17 protein-coding genes are annotated in these 17,398 nt (G+C 65.0%); 9 read left to right on the forward strand and 8 right to left on the reverse strand.

Annotated elements, in window-relative coordinates; all coding sequences use genetic code 11:
* Positions 1-92: 92 nt before the first annotated feature.
* The gene (gene apbC, locus N7650_RS21700; protein ID WP_009396492.1) at positions 93-1,187 is read left to right on the forward strand and encodes an iron-sulfur cluster carrier protein ApbC; all 1,095 of its coding nucleotides are present in this window, start codon (positions 93-95) and stop codon (positions 1,185-1,187) included.
* A gap of 152 nt (positions 1,188-1,339) precedes the next feature.
* Here apbC and N7650_RS21705 read toward each other — a convergent pair whose 3' ends face one another.
* Positions 1,340-1,549 (reverse strand): cold-shock protein, encoded by a 210-nt coding sequence (locus N7650_RS21705; RefSeq protein WP_009396490.1) that lies wholly within the window; start codon positions 1,547-1,549, stop codon positions 1,340-1,342.
* Between the two features lie 335 nt (positions 1,550-1,884).
* Between N7650_RS21705 and dcd the strand changes: the two genes are divergently transcribed.
* The gene (gene dcd / locus N7650_RS21710) at positions 1,885-2,451 is read left to right on the forward strand and encodes a dCTP deaminase (RefSeq protein ID WP_009396478.1); all 567 of its coding nucleotides are present in this window, start codon (positions 1,885-1,887) and stop codon (positions 2,449-2,451) included.
* Positions 2,452-2,536: 85 nt separating this feature from the next.
* A complete protein-coding gene (locus N7650_RS21715) occupies positions 2,537-2,761 on the forward strand; it encodes a hypothetical protein (RefSeq protein ID WP_009396477.1) in 225 nt (74 codons plus the stop codon).
* 2 nt (positions 2,762-2,763) lie between these two features.
* Here N7650_RS21715 and pdeM read toward each other — a convergent pair whose 3' ends face one another.
* The 7 genes from pdeM to N7650_RS21750 form a co-directional block, all read right to left on the reverse strand.
* On the reverse strand, positions 2,764-3,423 hold the full coding sequence (pdeM, locus tag N7650_RS21720; protein ID WP_279899968.1) for a ligase-associated DNA damage response endonuclease PdeM: 660 nt from the start codon (positions 3,421-3,423) through the stop codon (positions 2,764-2,766).
* A complete protein-coding gene (locus tag N7650_RS21725) occupies positions 3,407-5,872 on the reverse strand; it encodes a ligase-associated DNA damage response DEXH box helicase (protein WP_279899970.1) in 2,466 nt (821 codons plus the stop codon). Before N7650_RS21725 ends, pdeM begins: the two co-directional genes overlap by 17 nt.
* 54 nt (positions 5,873-5,926) lie before the next feature.
* Positions 5,927-6,691 carry an ATP-binding cassette domain-containing protein gene (locus tag N7650_RS21730; RefSeq protein WP_009396471.1) on the reverse strand — a complete coding sequence of 255 codons (765 nt, stop codon included), beginning with the start codon at positions 6,689-6,691 and terminating at the stop codon, positions 5,927-5,929.
* A gap of 9 nt (positions 6,692-6,700) precedes the next feature.
* The gene (locus N7650_RS21735) at positions 6,701-7,816 is read right to left on the reverse strand and encodes a M14 family metallopeptidase (RefSeq protein WP_279899971.1); all 1,116 of its coding nucleotides are present in this window, start codon (positions 7,814-7,816) and stop codon (positions 6,701-6,703) included.
* A 12-nt stretch (positions 7,817-7,828) separates the two neighbouring features.
* Positions 7,829-8,539, reverse strand: a complete 711-nt coding sequence (locus N7650_RS21740; protein WP_009396469.1) for an ABC transporter permease — start codon at positions 8,537-8,539, stop codon at positions 7,829-7,831.
* The gene (locus tag N7650_RS21745; RefSeq protein ID WP_009396468.1) at positions 8,536-9,264 is read right to left on the reverse strand and encodes an ABC transporter permease; all 729 of its coding nucleotides are present in this window, start codon (positions 9,262-9,264) and stop codon (positions 8,536-8,538) included. The genes N7650_RS21740 and N7650_RS21745 overlap by 4 nt, the downstream gene beginning before the upstream one ends.
* Positions 9,265-9,328: 64 nt before the next feature.
* Complete coding sequence (locus N7650_RS21750; RefSeq protein ID WP_279899972.1) at positions 9,329-10,111, reverse strand: transporter substrate-binding domain-containing protein; 783 nt, start codon at positions 10,109-10,111, stop codon at positions 9,329-9,331.
* A 320-nt stretch (positions 10,112-10,431) separates the two neighbouring features.
* On the opposite strand from N7650_RS21750, the gene N7650_RS21755 reads away from it, so the two are divergent.
* From N7650_RS21755 to pabB, 6 genes are all read left to right on the forward strand, one after another.
* Entirely contained in the window at positions 10,432-11,094 is a 663-nt protein-coding gene (locus N7650_RS21755) for a LuxR C-terminal-related transcriptional regulator (protein WP_009394425.1), read from the forward strand.
* A gap of 368 nt (positions 11,095-11,462) precedes the next feature.
* The gene (locus tag N7650_RS21760; protein WP_009394426.1) at positions 11,463-12,893 is read left to right on the forward strand and encodes an FAD-dependent oxidoreductase; all 1,431 of its coding nucleotides are present in this window, start codon (positions 11,463-11,465) and stop codon (positions 12,891-12,893) included.
* Complete coding sequence (locus N7650_RS21765; RefSeq protein ID WP_009394427.1) at positions 12,890-13,735, forward strand: RsmD family RNA methyltransferase; 846 nt, start codon at positions 12,890-12,892, stop codon at positions 13,733-13,735. Before N7650_RS21760 ends, N7650_RS21765 begins: the two co-directional genes overlap by 4 nt.
* Positions 13,732-15,012 (forward strand): aminotransferase class I/II-fold pyridoxal phosphate-dependent enzyme, encoded by a 1,281-nt coding sequence (locus tag N7650_RS21770; protein ID WP_009394428.1) that lies wholly within the window; start codon positions 13,732-13,734, stop codon positions 15,010-15,012. Before N7650_RS21765 ends, N7650_RS21770 begins: the two co-directional genes overlap by 4 nt.
* A 17-nt stretch (positions 15,013-15,029) precedes the next feature.
* Positions 15,030-15,398, forward strand: a complete 369-nt coding sequence (locus N7650_RS21775) for a chorismate mutase (RefSeq protein ID WP_279899974.1) — start codon at positions 15,030-15,032, stop codon at positions 15,396-15,398.
* Positions 15,386-17,395 carry an aminodeoxychorismate synthase component I gene (pabB, locus tag N7650_RS21780; protein WP_009394430.1) on the forward strand — a complete coding sequence of 670 codons (2,010 nt, stop codon included), beginning with the start codon at positions 15,386-15,388 and terminating at the stop codon, positions 17,393-17,395. Before N7650_RS21775 ends, pabB begins: the two co-directional genes overlap by 13 nt.
* Positions 17,396-17,398 lie beyond the last annotated feature (3 nt).

Consider the following 17,398-nt stretch of genomic DNA (forward strand, 5'->3'; position numbering starts at 1 on the left):
CGGGAAATATATTTCACCCCGTGGGCGTCCCGGGGCGGACACACGGGTTAGCATAGCTGCCTGTTTCGATCAGTCTTTTATCGGGAGTCTCCATGAGCGCCGTCACTCGCGCAGCGGTTGAAGCCGTCCTTCGTCAATACACCGACCCTTACCTGAACCAGGACCCGGTCAGCGCCGGCTGCGTTCGCGCCATCGTGATCGAGGGCGACCGGGTTGGCGTGCTGTTGCAACTGGGCTATGCCGCCGGTCTGTTCAAGAATGGCTGGGCGCAGGTCCTGCAGACCGCCATCGAAGGGCTGGACGGCGTCGGCGCCGCCAAGGTGACCATCGACTGCGTGATCGAGCCGCACAAGGCCCAGGCGCAGATTCCCGGCCTCGCCAATGTGAAGAACATCATCGCCGTGGCCTCCGGCAAGGGCGGCGTGGGCAAATCCACCACCGCTGCCAACCTGGCCCTGGCCCTGGCCCGCGAAGGCGCGCGGGTCGGCATTCTCGACGCGGATATCTACGGCCCGAGCCAGGGGATCATGTTCGGCATCCCCGAGGGCACCCGACCGCAGGTCAAGGAACAGAAGTGGTTCGTGCCGATCAAGGCCCATGGCGTGGAAGTCATGTCCATGGCGTTTCTCACCGATGACAACACGCCGATGGTCTGGCGCGGCCCCATGGTCTCCGGCGCGCTGTTGCAACTGGTGACCCAGACCGCCTGGGACGACCTCGATTACCTGGTGATCGACATGCCGCCAGGTACCGGCGATATCCAGCTGACCCTGGCGCAGAAGGTCCCGGTAGCCGGCTCGGTGATCGTCACCACGCCCCAGGACCTGGCGCTGCTCGACGCCAGGAAAGGCGTGGAGATGTTCCGCAAGGTGAATATCCCGGTGCTGGGCGTCGTCGAGAACATGGCCGTGCATATCTGCTCGAACTGCGGGCACGCCGAGCATCTGTTCGGCGAAGGTGGCGGCGAGAAGCTGGCGGCGCAATACGGGGTCGAGCTGCTGGCCTCGCTGCCGCTGTCGATGCTGATCCGCGAGCAGGCCGACAATGGCAAGCCGACCGCGATTGCCGAGCCCGAGAGCCAGATCGCCATGGTCTACCAGGAGCTGGCCCGCTCGGTGGGCGCGCGGCTGGTGCTGCAAGAGGCGGCGGCGCCGGCGATGCCCAATATCACCATCAGCGACGACTGAGCCTGTTCGGGCTCTATCGCTGGCAAGCCAGCTCCCACACGTGTGGGAGCTGGCTTGCCAGCGGGCCAGTAGTCACACCCTAAAATCCAGGCATAAAAAAACCCGCCGTGAGGCGGGTTTTTTTGAACGCTATGAAAGCGAATCAGCAGAAGTTAGATAACTTCGACTTCTTCAGCTTGCATGCCTTTCTGGCCGCGGGTAGCGACGAAGGAAACCTGCTGGCCTTCTTTCAGGCTCTTGAAGCCGTCAGCCTTGATGGCTTTGAAGTGTACGAACAGGTCGTCACCGGATTGTGGGGTGATGAAGCCGAAGCCTTTCTCATCGTTGAACCACTTGACGGTACCGGTTTGGCGATTGGACATGGTCTGTCTCCTTGGACAAAGTTGATTACGGCTCAGGAACGCCCTGGCCGGGACTGAGTGCAAAAAGACAGAAAATTCATGGATGGGCGATCGAAATCTTGCATCAAGTAGAGATTCTCAGTGACAACGTGCAGCACAGTGGCGGCACCATAACCCTTTTTCCACGAGGTGCCAATGGTCTCGTGGGCCTTTTGCGCAATTCGTGACTGACGGCGCCGTTCGTGGCCTGCCGGGCTCCGTCCGGCAATCGGATGCAGGCTAAATCTTTGAAGCGCGCGCGCGTCCCGGTAAGATGCGCGTCACCTTTTTCACCCCGCTATTTCAGGAACCCCGCCATGAGCATCAAATCGGACAAGTGGATTCGCCGCATGGCGCAGGAACACGGCATGATCGAGCCGTTCGTCGAGCGCCAGGTGCGCAACGACGGCAATGACAAGCTGATCTCCTTCGGTGTCTCCAGCTATGGCTACGATGTGCGCTGCGCCGACGAGTTCAAGGTGTTCACCAACATCAACTCGGCCACCGTCGATCCGAAGAACTTCGACGCCGGCAGCTTCGTCGATATCAAGAGCGATGTCTGCATCATCCCGCCGAACTCCTTCGCCCTGGCCCGTACCGTCGAGTATTTCCGGATTCCACGCAACGTCCTGACCATCTGCCTGGGCAAGAGCACCTATGCGCGCTGCGGCATCATCGTCAACGTCACCCCGCTGGAACCGGAGTGGGAAGGCCATGTGACCCTGGAGTTCTCCAATACCACCACCCTGCCGGCGAAGATCTACGCCAACGAGGGCGTGGCGCAGATGCTTTTCCTCGAATCCGATGAAGAGTGCGAAGTGTCCTACAAAGACCGTGGCGGCAAGTACCAGGGCCAGCGTGGTGTGACCCTGCCCCGTACCTGATCCCAGGCTGTTATCCGACGAACCGGGGGAATTCCCCCGGCTTTCGGCACTCCAACGAGGTGAATAGTCTCGTCAGGAGCAGCCAATGAAACTCGACCCGACCATCAGCGCCAAGCTGGCCTTGCTGCAGCCCAACCAGATCGGACTGCTGGCCTGGTCATTGCTCGCCCATCCGCCACTGCAAGCCGGTGGCGTGCCCGGGCAACCCGACCCGGACACCCCGCAACCGCCGCAGCCAGGCGACACGCCGCCCATGGAACCCGGCGAACCGACCCTGCCCGATGAACCGCCTCCCGCCCCGGTAGCCTGAGTTCAGCGCGCCAGCGCCCAGACCTGGCCGTCACCCGCCAGATACAGCCGTGCTGGCGGGCGCAGGTCTACTTCCCAGCCGCCGGTGAACTCGCCGAAGGCTGGCAGCAGGCTGACCTGCTCGTCGATCACGAAGCAGGGCAGGCGCAGTCGCTGCCGCGCCCGGCCGCGCAATATCCATACCGGATGCACGTGGCCGGCCAGCACAGTGTGTGTCGGATGTGCCAGCGGTTCATGCTGCAGGGCGAAGGGACCTACCAACCAAGGTTCATCGACCACCTCCACACCCAGCTCTGTGGGCGGATCGCCAGCATGGCGGTCGTGGTTGCCGCGGATCAGATGGATATGCAATTGCGCATGACGCTCGCGCCACGCCCTAAGCAGGGCGAGGGTTGCCGGTGCGCGCCCGGAGCGGGCATGGATGAAATCGCCCAGGACTATCATTCGTTCACAGGCGTACGCGTCGAGCAGCCCGTCCAGGCGCTCCAGCGTCGCGGCGGTGGTGCCTCGCGGCACCGGTTGGTGCAGCGCGCGATAACTGGCAGCCTTGCCGATATGCACGTCCGCCACCAGCAATGCCTTGCGCGCCGGCCAGTACAAGGCGCGGTCGGCCAGCAGCCACAGGCGTTCGCCACGCAGTTCGATCTCAACGTGAGCGGGCACGGCGCGACCTCCCGTCGGCAGCTTGTTCCAGGTCGGCGACCATGCGCGCGATGCGGTCGGCCAGCTTTTCCGTACTCATGGTCTCGCGCATGCCTTCGACCACCAGGGCAAAGGCCAGTGGGCCGGGGCGCCGCAGGTCGCGCAGGTCCAGGTGCAGTTCGTTCATCTTCAGCAATTGGCGTTGCAGGCGCTCGATCTCCAGCTCCTCGCGCAGCACCTCGTCGCGGGCTTGGCCCAGCAGCAGGTTGCCGGCGTCATGACGGCGGAACACCTCGAAGAACAGCCCGCTGGAGGCCTGGATCTGCCGCGTGCTCTTCTGCGCTGCCGGATATCCGCCGAACACCAGCCCGGAAATCTGCGCGATCTCGCGAAAACGCCGCTGGGCCATTTCTCCGGCATTGAGGCTGGCGAGCACGTCTTCCAGCAGGTTGTCCGGGCTCAGCGCCGAGGGCAGCAGCGCTGCCCAGTCCACGGCGGTGGGGGTAAGCAGTTCGAAACCGTAGTCATTTACTGCGATCGATACGCTCAGCGGTGCTTCCTTGCTGGCGCGCCAGGCGATCAGGCTGGCCAGGCCCAGATTGGCCATGCGCCCGGCGAAGGGGTAAAGAAACAGGTGCCAGCCCTGCCGCGAATGCCAGGTCTCGGCCAGCAGGCTGTCACGGGTGGGCAGCGCCGACCATTCGCGTTGCAGCTCCAGCAGCGGGCGCACCGCCTGCATTTCCGCACCGATGAAGCGCCCATGGGCTGCGGCATCCAGTTGCGCTACCAGGGCATCGGCCAGTTCGCTGGACAACGGCATGCGCCCGCCATTCCAGCGTGCCAGCGCGGCCTTGCGCGAATTACTGCGGCGAACATAGGCGGTCATGTTCTCCACCCGCACCAGTTCCAGCACGCGGCCGGCAAAGACAAAGGCGTCGTCCGGCCGCAGCCGGGCGATGAAAGCTTCCTCGACGCTGCCCAGGCTGGCACCACCACCGCCCTTGCTCCAGAACCTGAGCTGGATGCTGGCGTCGCTGACGATGGTGCCGATGCCCATGCGGTGGCGCCGCGCCAGGCGCTCGCTGACCACCCGCCAGACGCCGTCCTCGCCGGGCTCGACCCGCTGGTAATCGGGGTAGGCGCTCAGCGAGCTGCCGCCATGCCGGACGAAATCCAGTGCCCACTGCCATTGGCTGTCGCGCAGGTCGCGAAATGCCCAGGTGTTGCGCACCTCCTCCAGCAACGACTCGGGCCGAAAGCCGGCGCCCAGTGCCATGCTGACCAGATGCTGGACCAGCACGTCCAGGCACAGGCGTGGCGATTGCCGCGCCTCGACCTGCCCGGCCGCCAGGGCCTGGCGCGCGGCCGCGGCCTCCACCAGTTCCAGGCTGTGGGTCGGCACCAGGGTGATCCGCGAAGCCCGTCCCGGAGCATGCCCGGAGCGTCCGGCGCGCTGCATCAGCCGCGCCACGCCTTTCGCCGAGCCAATTTGCAGCACTCGCTCCACCGGCAGGAAATCCACTCCCAGATCGAGGCTGGAGGTGCAGACCACCGCTTTCAGCCCGCCATCCTTGAGACTGCGTTCCACCCAGTCACGGGTGCTGCGGGCCAGCGAAGCATGGTGCAGGGCGATCAGCCCCGCCCATTCCGGCCGTACTTCCAGCAGGCCCTGGTACCAGCGTTCGGCCTGGGCCCGGGTATTGGTGAAGACCAGGCAGCTCTGGCAGCCGTCGATCTCGCTGGCGACCTGTTCCAGCTGGCTCAGGCCCATATGCCCGGCCCAGGGAAAGCGTTCGATCGCTTTGGGCAGCAAGCTGTCTACCAGCAGGCGCTTGTCCTGGCGCCCCTCGACCAGGCGACCGCCCTGGGGCAGCAAGACCTCGAGGGCATGCTGGAGATTGCCCAGGGTTGCCGACAATCCCCACACCACCAGGCCCGGCTGCCAGGTGCGCAGGCGGGCCAGTGCCAGTTGCAGTTGCACGCCGCGCTTGTTGCCGAGCAATTCGTGCCATTCGTCCACGACCACCATGCGCAGGCTGGCGAAGTCGCGTTGCGCCGAGGCCCGGGTCAGGAGCAGCGTCAGGCTTTCCGGGGTGGTGATCAGGGCCGAGGGCAGGCGCCGGGCCTGGCGGGCACGCTCCGCGCTGCCGGTATCGCCGCTGCGTACGCCGACGGTCCAGGGCAGTCCGAGGTCGTCCAGCGGCGCTTGCAGGGCTCGCGCCGTGTCGGCGGCGAGGGCGCGCATCGGCGTGATCCACAGCACCTGCAAGGGCGCGACCGGCGAACCCTGGCCAGCGAAGGCGCGCAGGGCCGCGAGCCATACCGCATAGGTCTTGCCCGCGCCGGTGCTGGCGTGCAGCAGGCCGGATTCGCCACGCCCCACTGCCGCCCAGACCTGCCGCTGAAAGGCGAACGGGGTCCAGTCGCGGCTAGCGAACCAGGCATCGGCGAGGTTAGGAGTGGCGGGCATGGGCGGCTCGGCAAGGGCTATGTCTTCACAGACCATCGGCCGCCCCGGTTGGTTTTATTTCAGGTTGCCGCGCAGGAACTGCTGCAGGCGTTCGCTCTTCGGCTGGCCGAGTACATCCGCCGGGGCGCCTTGCTCCTCGACCAGCCCCTGGTGGAGGAACATGACCTGACTGGACACCTGGCGGGCGAAGGCCATCTCGTGGGTAACCATGATCATGGTCCGGCCTTCCTCGGCCAGGCCCTGGATCACCTTGAGCACTTCGCCCACCAGTTCCGGGTCGAGCGCCGAGGTGGGCTCGTCGAACAGCAGCACCTCCGGCTCCATCGCCAGGGCGCGGGCGATGGCCACGCGCTGTTGCTGGCCGCCGGAAAGGAAGGCCGGGTACTGGTCGGCCACCCGTGGCGCCAGGCCGACCTTGTCCAGATAGCGCCGCGCCCGTTCCTCGGCTTCCTGCTTGCCGATCCCCAGTACCCGGCGCGGGGCCATGCAGATGTTCTCCAGCACGCTGAGGTGGCTCCACAGGTTGAAATGCTGGAACACCATGGCCAGCCGGGTACGCAGCCGTTGCAGCTCGTCGGCATCGGCCACGTGCATGCCATGGCGGTCGTGGACCATGCGGATGTCCTTGCCATCCAGGGTCATGCGCCCGTCGTCGGGTTGTTCGAGGAAATTGATGCAGCGCAGGAAGGTGCTCTTGCCCGAGCCGCTGGCGCCGATCAGGCTGATCACGTCGCCGGTCTTCGCCTTCAGGGACACGCCCTTGAGCACCTTGTGCTCGCCGTAACTCTTGTGCAGCTCTTCGATGGTCAGTTTGTACACAGTGATTCCTCAAGGCGACAGCAGGTAGCCGCTGCGATAGGCCTCGCGGCCAGCGACATGGGCGATGACCATCCCGGCGGTGGCCATGCGTCGCAGCGAGCGGGCATAGAGCAGGCCGGCCTGGGTGTTGCGTACCGGGGTGACCCGGTCGTTGAGGGGGTCGATCACCTCGGCCACCAATTGTCCGGCTTCCAGGTACTGGCCGGGCGTCACGTGGAACACCAGCAGGCCACCCAGTGGCGTCGCCACCGGTTCCACCGCCGCCAGTGGCGTGGCCGGGTAAAGCAGCGGCGGCAGTGGCGCCGGCTCGCCTTCGATAGCGCCGAAGCGGGTCAGGTAGTCGAGAATCGCGGTGCAGTCGGCCTCTGCCAGCGGGTGGCTGACGTCGCCCTGGCCGCGCAACTCGACGGTCACTGAAAAACTGCCCATCGGGATCGGGAACTGCTTGCCGAAGCGTTGCTGCAATTGCCACCAGACCAGGGTGAAGCACTCGTCGAAGGACTGCCCGCCGGAATCGGTAGCCAGCAGGCTGGCCTGCACCCCGAGGTAGCGTGACAGCGGTTCGACCTGGGCCCAGGCTTCCGGCGTGGTGTAGAGGTGTTCCACCGCCTCGAAGTCGCAATGCAGGTCGAGGACCATGTCGGCATCGCAGGCCAGGCGTTGCAGTGTCAGGCGCTGGGATTGCAGCGGCGTGTTGGCCGGATGGGCGTCGAGGCCGCGACGCAGGTATTCGCGAATCAGCTCGATGTTGTGCCGCGGGTCCTGGCTCAGGTGGCCTTCGATCTGGTCGCCGATCTGGTCGCTGAGGTCGACGAAGCGCCGATTGAAGTTCTCGCCGCTTTGCAGTTCGTAGCGTCCCAACGGGACGTCCATCAGCACCTGCTCCAGGCCCACCGGGTTGGCTACCGGGACCAGGACGATCTCCTTGCGCAGCAGGCCGCGCGCCTCAAGCTCGGCCAGGCGTTGCTTGAGGTGCCAGGCCACCAGCATGCCGGGCAGTTCGTCGGCATGCAGCGAGGCCTGGATGTAGATCTTGCCGCCGGCCCGGGGGCCGAAGTGAAAGCTGTGGATCTGCCGGGCGATGCCGGGAACCGGGGCCAGCAGGTCGTGGGTCTTGTGGTGCATGGAAAATCAGTCCTAGTGAGCAGGGCCGAGGAAGGCCAGCCAGCGCCGTTCGGCGAGGCGGAACAGGCCGACCAGGGTAAAGGTGACGCCCAGGTAGATCAGCGCCGCGATGCCGAACGACTGGAAGGTCATGAAGGTTGCCGAGTTGGCGTCCCGCGCCACCTTCAGGATATCCGGCACGGTCGCGGTAAAGGCCACCGTGGTCGAATGCAGCATCAGGATCACCTCGTTGCTGTAGAACGGCAGCGACCGGCGCAGTGCCGACGGCATGATGATGTAAGCATAGAGTTTCCAACCGTGCAGGCCGTAGGCGCGAGCGGCTTCGATTTCACCATGGTGCATGCTGCGAATCGCCCCGGCGAAGATTTCCGTGGTGTAGGCGCAGGTGTTCAGGGCGAAGGCGAGGATGGTGCAGTTCATCGCGTCGCGGAAAAACGCATCCAGCAGCGGTTGCTCGCGCACTGCGGCGATGCTGTAGATCCCGGTATAGCAGATCAGCAACTGGATATAGAGCGGTGTGCCGCGGAACAGCCAGGTGTAGAACTGCACCGGCCAGCGTATCCAGAGCTTGCGTGAAACCCGGGCAATGGAGAGCGGGATGGAGACGAGGAAGCCGATGGCCAGCGAGGCGCTGAGCAGCCACATGGTCATGGCCAGCCCGGTGATATGGGTGCCGTCGGTATAGAGGAAGGCCCGCCAGTATTCCTGGAGTAGTTCGATCATCGCAGCGCCTCCCGGGTGCCGACGTTATAGCGCCGTTCCAGCCAGCGCAGGATCAGGTTCGAAGCGCTGGTGATGGCCAGGTAGATGAGCGCTGCGACGACCAGGAAGAAGAACAACTGGTAGGTGCTCTTGCCGGCGTCCTGGGCGGCCTTGACCAGGTCGGCGAGGCCGATGATCGAGACCAGCGCGGTTGCCTTGAGCATCACCATCCAGTTGTTGCCGATGCCCGGCAGGGCGAAGCGCATCATTTGCGGGAAGACCACGAAGCGAAAGCGCTGCATGCGCTTGAGGCCATAGGCCGTGGCGGCCTCGACCTGGCCACGTGGCACGGCAAGGATGGCGCCGCGGAATGTCTCGGTGAAATAGGCGCCGTAGATGAAGCCCAGGGTGATGACCCCGGCGGCGAACGGGTCGATCTCGATGTACTCCCATTCCAGGTAGTCGGTGAGGCTGGTGAGCCAGGTTTGCAGGCTGTAGAAGATCAGCAGCATCAGCACCAGGTCCGGCACGCCGCGGATCAACGTGGTGTAGAGCTGGGCCGGCAGGCGCAGCATGCGGATCGGCGACAGCTTGGCGCTGGCGCCGACCAGGCCGATGCCCACCGCCACCAGCAGGGACATGAAGGCCAGTTCCACGGTCATCAGGGTGCCTTGCCAGAGCAGCGGGCCGAAACCTTTCAGACTGAAAGCGGAAAGCCCGAGAAGGGCGAGCAGTTGGTCGAGCATGGAGGCGAACCCCGAGGCAGAAATAAAAGTGCCCACCCTTGTGGGGCGGGCACTGGTTCGGCGGTTACTTGCCGCTGTAGAGGTTCAGGTCACCGAAGTGCTTCTTCTGGATTTCGGCGTAGGTGCCGTCATCGTGTAACGCTTTGATACCTTTGTTCAGGAGTGCCTTCAGCTCGGTGTTACCTTTGCGGATGCCGACGGCGGTCTTGGACGGCAGCAGCTCGCTGTCCACCGGTTTGCTCACTTCATAGCCGGCACCCTTCTCGGACTTGAGGAAGCCCAGCTCGGCTTGCAGCATGTCCTGGATCGAGGCGTCGAGGCGGCCGGAAAGCAGGTCTGCGTAGACCTGGTCCTGGTTCTGGTAGGCCTGGGTCTTGACCCCGGCCTTGTCCAGTACGGCCTTGGCGTAGGCTTCCTGGATGGTGCCTTGCTCGTAGCCGACGGTCTTGCCCTTGAGCGAGGCGATATCGGCGCTCAGCCCGGAACCTTTCTTGTAGACCAGCGCGGTAGGGCCGCTGAACAGTTCATCGGAGAAGTCGATGGCCTTCTCCCGTGCCGGGGTGACGGTCATCGACGAAATCACGCCATCGAACTTGTTGGCCTTCAGACCCGGGATCATGCCGTCGAAATCGCTCTCGACCCATTTGCAGGTGACCTTGAGCTCCTTGCAGATGGCGTTGCCCAGGTCGATATCGAAGCCCACCAGGCTGCCGTCGGCGGCCTTGGACTCGAACGGAGCATAGGAAGGATCGACGCCGAAGCGCAGCTCTTTGTATTCCTTGGCGAAGGTACTGCCGGCAGCCAGACACAGAGCAACAGCGGAAAGCGTCAGCCATGCTTTTTTCATCATGTAGTCCTTGTGAAACGGCGGATATTGGGTATGGCCGTGCACCGTTACCGGTCGCGGCCCGACATCGCAGTGATAGCAATTTCCGCACCATCGTTCCAAAAGTGCTGTCCGGGTTGGGGTTGGGGGATTCAGGGGATGCATGGCGCCGCCCTGTTTTGGCGCTGGGGGTGGAGTGGGAGGCTGTTTGTCGGTGCATGGGGGGCTGGATGCTATGGTGCTGCTGCTGGCCTCATCGCTGGCAAGCCAGCTCCCACAGGGTTGGGCTTGCCAGCGATGAGGCCATTGAGTGCACTACATCAAGGACAGGACCCCCGCCAATGAGGCCCACCCCCGACTTCATGCACTGGTGGCTCGAAGCCAATGCCCGCTTCGACGATTGCCACACCCCGGACGAGCTGTTCGAGGAAACCGCGCGCCTGACCCGCGCCCTGGATTTCCAGCGCTTCGCCTGGGGCCGCCGCCGCCCCTTGCCGTTCAGTCAGGCCCGTGGGCAGTTCACCGGCACCTATCCCGCCGCCTGGCTGGCCGACCAGGATCAGTTCCCGCCCCCAGGCCTGCTGCTCTGGGACGACCAGGCCGACGCCCCCGGGAGCCTGCGCGACTTCGGCTTCGCCAGCGGAGCCACCTTCACCCAGCGTGGTCGCGACGGTAGCTGGCACATGCTCTGCGTCGCCCGTCAGAAAGGCCCGCTCAAAGCCAGCGAGCTGCTGCCCCTGAAGCTGCACCTGCGCAGCCTGCTGGAACTGCTCGACGAACACCTCGAACGTGTCGAAGGCCGCCCCTGCACCCTCCATCTCAGCGACCGGGAAACCGAGATCCTGCGCTGGATCGCCGATGGCAAATGCTCCAAGGGCATCGCCGCGATCCTCGAGCTGTCCGAGCACACGGTGAACTTCCATATCAAGAGCATCCTGCGCAAGTTCGACTCGCCCAACCGGGTACAGGCAGCGGCGCAGGCGGCCGCGCTCGGGCTGATCTGAGGCTGCCATCGGTCGCCCGGCAACCTGTCGTGCCGGCGAGTGTTTAAAGCGGATGCGCAGGTGCAAAACGCAATTCCGGCCCGATGAAAAAGTGAGCCGACCTGCGCCGTGGCGCCATTCGACGGGACTTTTCCTACACGATTTCACCTGCCTGTTCCGGTAGTTGTCCCCCCGCGCCGATGCCCCTAGTGTCTTCGCCGTGCTGTCGAGCGGTGAACGACGCAAGGACAATCCCACCCTTTGTCCGCGTCGCTCGCCCTGGACATTCGGACGGGTTCGAGACAAGCCGGCAGCCTGTCTCCTGGCACTGCACTCCTACAGTGCCAGCCGTCCTGTTTTATTGCTTTCACTCATCGCGGGAGACACCCATGATCCACGACGTTGTTGTGGTCGGCAGCGGTGCTGTCGGCGCGTCCATTGCCTTCGAACTGGCCAGCCGCGGACTCAGCGTCTGCCGGGTCGGCGAGACTGCCCGGCGTACTGCCGCTTCCCGGGCAGCCGGGGCCATGAACGGCTGTTTCGGCGAAGTCACCCGCGGTCTTCTGGCCAGTGACCATGGTCGCCTGAAACTGGCCATGGATATCCAGGCCAAGGGCCTCTGGGCCCATTGGTGCGAACGCCTGGCCCGGGCCAGCGGCAACCCGGCGGGCCTGCTCAGCGCCTGCGGTACCCAGGTGATCCTCAACTCGGCCGGCATGGCCGAGATCGACAGTGTCAACTTCGGCGCTATCGAACAGGCGCTGCGCGACTACCAGACCTTCTACACCCCGGTGCTTCCCGCTGAGCTGGACTGGATCAAGGCCAACGACCTGGTGCGGCCGATGCAGGCCCTGCTGATCCCCGACGAAAACGCCATCGACGCCCATCTGCTTCTGGAAAAACTCGACGCCGCGCTGCTCGGCTGTGGCGGCGAGATCATCGACGGCAATGCCCGTGCGGTCCTCAGCGAAGGCTGGAGCACCACGGGTGTGGCCCTGCACGATGGCCGCCATCTGCCGGCCCGGCATGTGGTGGTTGCCGCCGGCGTGCATTCCCTGGAACTGTTCGACGGCCTGGAGGACATCCGCCGGCATATCCCGCCGCTGTTCGCCGGTTACGGCGTATCCATCCTTCTGCGCCTGCCTGCCGGGCGGCAGGTACCGCAAACGGTAATCCGCACGCCCAACCGCGCCTTCGCCTGCGGCCTGCACTGCGTTCCCCGTGGTGACGACCTGCTCTATATCGGCGCCACCAACATCCTTGCCGAGCAACCGCGCAGCCACGCCCAGGTGTCCGACGTGCAGTTCCTCCTCGATTGCGCCGTCGACCAGCTCAACCTCGACCTGCACGATGCCGCGATAGTCGATATCCAGGTTGGCAACCGTCCGGTCAGTGCCGACGGCTTCCCGCTGATCGGCGCCTGCGACTATGACGGCCTGTGGATGGTCACCGGCACCTATCGCGACGGCCTGCACCAGTCACCGCTGCTGGCCACCTGGATCGCCGACCGTATCGAGGGCCTGGACAACAGCCTCGACCTGTCCCGCTTCACGCCGATCCGCGAACCCCTTGCCGGACTGCCGCGGGACGAGACGGTGGCCGAGACGGTACGGCAGATGTTCGCCACCGGCTACGAGTACCGCTGGAACATCAAGCCCTACTGGATGCCGCTGCTGGACCAGGGCATGAGCGAAAACTACACGCGCCTGATCACCTCGCTGCACCCGCGTTTCACCCCGCCACCGGAACTGGTGGCCTTCTCCTGGCTGTACCACTCGATGTACCAGCGTCTGGCCGCCTACTACGAGGCCTGGTCATGATCCTTTGCGCGTTCGAACATCATCAGTCCCTGGCCCTGCGCGAGTTGAGCGAGGCGGGCCTGTGGGACCCGCAGGGCGATCTGCAGGCCATCACCGACAAGCATTTCAAGGGCGGCCGCGCCCTCGACCCGCAGCGCCTGGAAGCCTTTCGCGACGATATCGCCGAGCGCTGCGCACGCATCCCGCTGGGGCATATCCTCGGTTACGCCGATTTCGGCGGGCGCCGCCTGCTGGTCGGCAGCGGCACCTTCGTGCCGCGCCGGCAGAGCCTGGCCATGGTCCGCTGGATCGAGCTCAACCTGGCCTTGACCTGCGCTTCCACGGTCTATGACCTGTGCGCCGGTGTCGGCGCCATCGGCCTGGCCATCTGGGCCGCGACCGCTGCCCGGACCGTCTGTGTCGATAACGACAGCACCGCCAGGACCTATCTGCAACGCAACATCCGTCGCCTCGATGCGCAGCGGGAAGTCAGCGTGCTGGCGGCCGATATCACCCGCCCGGAGGCCTTCGCCACGGCTCGTGGTCGTGTCGACGTGGTGGTGAGCAATCCGCCTTATGTGCCGCCTGGCACCGAACTGCTGCCGGAATGGGGCGAGCATCATCCGCCGGGCACCATTTATGCCCGCCGCCAGGGCGCCGAGCTGATCGTCGCCAGTGCCGTCTGTGCCGCCGGCCTGTTGCGTGCCGGCGGGGTCGTGCTGATCGAGCACGGCGAAACCCAGTCCCGAGAGGTCGCTGCTGCCCTGGAGCGCCATGGTTTCCAGGCCATCCACCATTGCCGTGACGACGACTTCAGCGACGCGACGGGAGCTTCCGTTTTCACCGTAGGGAGAGCGCCATGAACGACCATGACCCGCTGCCGGCCGGCAGCGAAGAAAACTGGATGAACATTCGTCGCCAGCGCACCAGCGATGCACTCGACAGTGCCGCGGCCGACGGCCTGACCGGCTTCGAGGTGATTGCGCGCAATGGCAAGCAACTGACCCTGCTGGACGGCAGCATTTGCACCGAATTCGTCTCCTGTTCCTACCTGGGGCTGGAGAACCATCCGGCCCTGATCCTGGCTGCCCAGGTTGCGCTGGAGCGCTTCGGCGTGCACCTGTCCGCTAGCCGTTCGGCGATGAGCCCGCTGTATTTGCGCCAGTTGGAGCACCTGCTCGGCGAAATCTATGGCGGTTGCAGCGTTACCGTGTTCAGTTCCACCAGCAATGCCCACCTTGGCGTACTGCCCCTGCTCGGTAGCGGATGCATGGACGGCTACCTGGTCCGCGAGCGCGGGGTAATGTGGCTGGTGGACCGCACCGCCCATGCCTCGATGCAGGCGCTGCGTGGCCTGCTTGCCCAGTTCGGGCCGGTGCGCCGGGTCGACAGCGCCGACACCGATGGCCTCGAAGAAGCCTTGGTGCACTGCGAACGCGAGCGCCTGACCCCGGTCATGCTCATCGACGGCGTCGGCTCGATGTCCGGCCTGCTGCCGGTGGCCGAACTTAGCGAGCGGCTGCAGCGCCACCACGGCTACCTCTACGTCGACGACGCCCACGGTATTTCCATCAGCGGTTGCTATGGTGCCGGCTACGCCTTCGAGAGTCTCGGACATCGACTGCCGGGCAACACTTTGATCGCCGGCTCGCTTAGCAAGGCCTTCGGTGGCGCCGGCGGCTTCATCGTACTCAAGCGCGGGGCGAATGCTGGGCAGTTGCGCGCCCTGGCTAATCCGCTTGTGTTCGGGCACAGCATCCCGGTACCGCTGCAGGCGGTGAATGTCGCCGCCGCGCAGATACACCTGTCATCGGAAATCCGTACCTTGCAGCAGGTGCTGTGGAGCAATGTGCAACGCCTCGACGACCAGGTCGGGCCAACCCTGCTCAATGCCCGACTGCGTGCGCCGATCCGGGGTGCGATGTTCGACGACGAGCGCCAGGGCATCCTTGCCGCCAATGCCTTGCGAGCCTCGGGAATGGTGGCGTTCCCGGTGTTCTATCCGATCGTCGAGACCGGTCGTGCACTGCTGCGTTGCGCGGTGTCGGCGGCTCACAGCAGCGAGCAGATCGATAGCCTGGCCCGCCAGCTCAACCTGCAGCTCAACCTGCAGACCGGCCGGGCCAGTAGCCAGCACTGAAACGCGGAGGAACGTCCATGTCCCTGGATACTTGCGATGGCCATGGCCATGGCCATGGCAATGGCAATGCCAGCGCCGAGCTGCAGCCCTATCGCAAACAACTTGACCGGATCAACGAACTGCTGGTGGACTTGCTCGCCGAGCGCATGCAGGTCTGCCGGCTTATCGCCAGGGTCAAGTCGGCCCGCGGCATCGCGATAATGCAGCCGCTGCGCGTGAACTCGACGCTCGATCAGGTTCGCGCCCTGTCCGGTCCGCGTAAGTTGCGCCCCGAGTACCTGGATGGTTTGTTCCGACTGATCATCGAGGAAACCTGCGACGAGGAGCGGCGGGTCATGGCCGTGCTCGAAGCGTCGCCGGAGGGGCGTGAACCATGCGCACGCTGATCATCGACAACTTCGACTCCTTCACCAACAACATCGCCCAGTACCTCTATGAGGTCTGTGGCGAACAGCCGGTGGTGCTGCCCAATACCTGCAGTTTCGAGCAACTCGACCTGGCCCGCTTCGACGCCGTGGTGCTGTCGCCCGGGCCGGGGCACCCGACCCGCGAAGCGGACTTCGGGGTGTGTCGCGAAGTGCTGGAGAGGGCGCGTATTCCCTTGCTGGGTGTGTGCCTCGGGCACCAGGGCATCAACTGCTACTTTGGCGGCAAGGTCGAGCACGCGCCGCAGCCGGTGCATGGCTACCGCACGCGCATCCGCCATACCGGGCAGGGCCTGTTCGCGGGGCTTGTCCAGGATTTCGAAGTGGTGCGCTACCACTCGCTGGTCTGTACCCGGGTGCCGGAGTGCCTGGAGGTCAGCGCCCGTTCCGATTGTGGCCTGGTCATGGGCCTGGCCCATCGCGAGCGACCGATCTGGGGTGTGCAGTTCCATCCCGAGTCCATCGACTCCGAGCATGGCCGGCAGATCCTGCGCAATTTCGCGGGCATGGTGACAGCGGGCCGTGCCCACCGTCGCGAGGCTGATATCGTCAGGGCCCTGCAAGAGGCGGGCGGTCCGCAGCGCCTGGCGTTCGATTTCCAGCCGCTGGCGCGGGTGCCGGAACCACTGGACGCCTTCGCCAGCCAGTTCGGCGAACAGGGCGCGGCGTTCTGGCTCGACAGCGAACTGGCTGACCGCGGCCAGGCCCGCTACTCGTTGATGGGCGCCTGCGACCCGGCCTCGGCCCTGGTGTTCGGCTATGACGTGGAGAACCGTCAACTGAGCATTCAGGGCCCGCACGGGCGAAGCCTGCTGCGGGGCGACTTCTTCGAGTTGATGGGGCAGGTCATGGCCCGGTTGCGCCAGCCCGATCGACCCCAGGCGCCCTTTCCCTTCACCGGTGGGCTGGTGGGTTACCTGGGCTACGAACTCAAGGCCTTGACCGGTTCCGACAACATCCATGTCTCCGAGCTGCCGGACGCACTCTTGTATCTGCCGCGCAACCTGCTGGTGTTCGACCATCTGCGCAACAAGGCCTGGCTCTGTTATCTCTGGGGGGAACGCCTCGCCCTGAAACCGCCGGGCAAGACCAGCCGGGCGCGCATTCCGCAGTTCTTTCCGGGCCCGGTGTGCGAATCGTCCCTGGGGCTGGCCGACTGCGCCGCCACCTACCAGGAGAAGGTCGACCGCTGCCTGCGTGAAATCTTTGACGGCGAGTCCTACGAGATCTGCCTGACCAACCGCGCACGCATGCCTTGTGATGACGCGCCGCTCAAGGCCTACCAACGCATGCGGGCGATCAGCCCGGTGCCCTACGGGGCCTTCATCGATACCGGTGACTTCGCCATCCTCAGTGCCTCGCCGGAAACCTTCCTGCGTATCGACAGCAGCGGGCGCATCGTTTCAAGGCCGATCAAGGGCACCCGGCCGCGGGGCTGCAATACCGAGATCGACCAGTCGCTGCGCCAGGAGCTGGCCGACTCGGCCAAGGATCGCGCGGAAAACCTGATGATCGTCGATCTGGTCCGGCACGACCTCAACGGCATCTGCGTACCCGGTTCGGTCAAGGTACCGCGGGCTTTCGCCATCGAGAGCTACTCGTCGGTGCATCAACTGGTGTCCACCGTCGAAGGCCAGTTGCGCGCAGGTATCGCGCCGTTCGCGGCCATTCGCGCCTGCTTTCCCGGAGGCTCCATGACCGGTGCGCCGAAACGCCGGACCATGCAGATTATCGATCGCCTGGAGTCCTCGGCGCGCGGCGTGTATTCCGGTGCCCTGGGCTGGATCGGCATGGACGGCTACACCGACCTGAGCATTGTCATCCGCACCGCCGTGCTCAAGGATGGCACCGCCAGCTTCGGTATCGGCGGCGCCATAGTCGCCGCCTCGGACCCGGCCGAAGAAATGCGCGAGACGCTGGTAAAGGCGAGCGTGCCGTTCCACAGCCTCAGGAGGTGAACC

The organism is Pseudomonas sp. GD04058, assembly GCF_029836855.1.
In the GTDB taxonomy this organism is placed as follows: domain Bacteria; phylum Pseudomonadota; class Gammaproteobacteria; order Pseudomonadales; family Pseudomonadaceae; genus Aquipseudomonas; species Aquipseudomonas bharatica.

Excerpts from the sequence above, each read along its gene's own strand:
- N7650_RS21760 (WP_009394426.1), top strand. The coding sequence starts at position 11,463 with ATGATCCACGACGTTGTTGTGGTCGGCAGCGGTGCTGTCGGCGCGTCC.
- N7650_RS21735 (WP_279899971.1), bottom strand. The coding sequence starts at position 7,816 with ATGCACCACAAGACCCACGACCTGCTGGCCCCGGTTCCCGGCATCGCC.
- N7650_RS21705 (WP_009396490.1), bottom strand. The coding sequence starts at position 1,549 with ATGTCCAATCGCCAAACCGGTACCGTCAAGTGGTTCAACGATGAGAAA.
- N7650_RS21740 (WP_009396469.1), bottom strand. The coding sequence starts at position 8,539 with ATGATCGAACTACTCCAGGAATACTGGCGGGCCTTCCTCTATACCGAC.
- pabB (WP_009394430.1), top strand. The coding sequence starts at position 15,386 with ATGCGCACGCTGATCATCGACAACTTCGACTCCTTCACCAACAACATC.
- N7650_RS21765 (WP_009394427.1), top strand. The coding sequence starts at position 12,890 with ATGATCCTTTGCGCGTTCGAACATCATCAGTCCCTGGCCCTGCGCGAG.
- N7650_RS21775 (WP_279899974.1), top strand. The coding sequence starts at position 15,030 with ATGTCCCTGGATACTTGCGATGGCCATGGCCATGGCCATGGCAATGGC.
- apbC (WP_009396492.1), top strand. The coding sequence starts at position 93 with ATGAGCGCCGTCACTCGCGCAGCGGTTGAAGCCGTCCTTCGTCAATAC.
- N7650_RS21715 (WP_009396477.1), top strand. The coding sequence starts at position 2,537 with ATGAAACTCGACCCGACCATCAGCGCCAAGCTGGCCTTGCTGCAGCCC.
- N7650_RS21750 (WP_279899972.1), bottom strand. The coding sequence starts at position 10,111 with ATGAAAAAAGCATGGCTGACGCTTTCCGCTGTTGCTCTGTGTCTGGCT.
- N7650_RS21725 (WP_279899970.1), bottom strand. The coding sequence starts at position 5,872 with ATGCCCGCCACTCCTAACCTCGCCGATGCCTGGTTCGCTAGCCGCGAC.
- N7650_RS21745 (WP_009396468.1), bottom strand. The coding sequence starts at position 9,264 with ATGCTCGACCAACTGCTCGCCCTTCTCGGGCTTTCCGCTTTCAGTCTG.
- N7650_RS21755 (WP_009394425.1), top strand. The coding sequence starts at position 10,432 with ATGAGGCCCACCCCCGACTTCATGCACTGGTGGCTCGAAGCCAATGCC.
- N7650_RS21770 (WP_009394428.1), top strand. The coding sequence starts at position 13,732 with ATGAACGACCATGACCCGCTGCCGGCCGGCAGCGAAGAAAACTGGATG.
- dcd (WP_009396478.1), top strand. The coding sequence starts at position 1,885 with ATGAGCATCAAATCGGACAAGTGGATTCGCCGCATGGCGCAGGAACAC.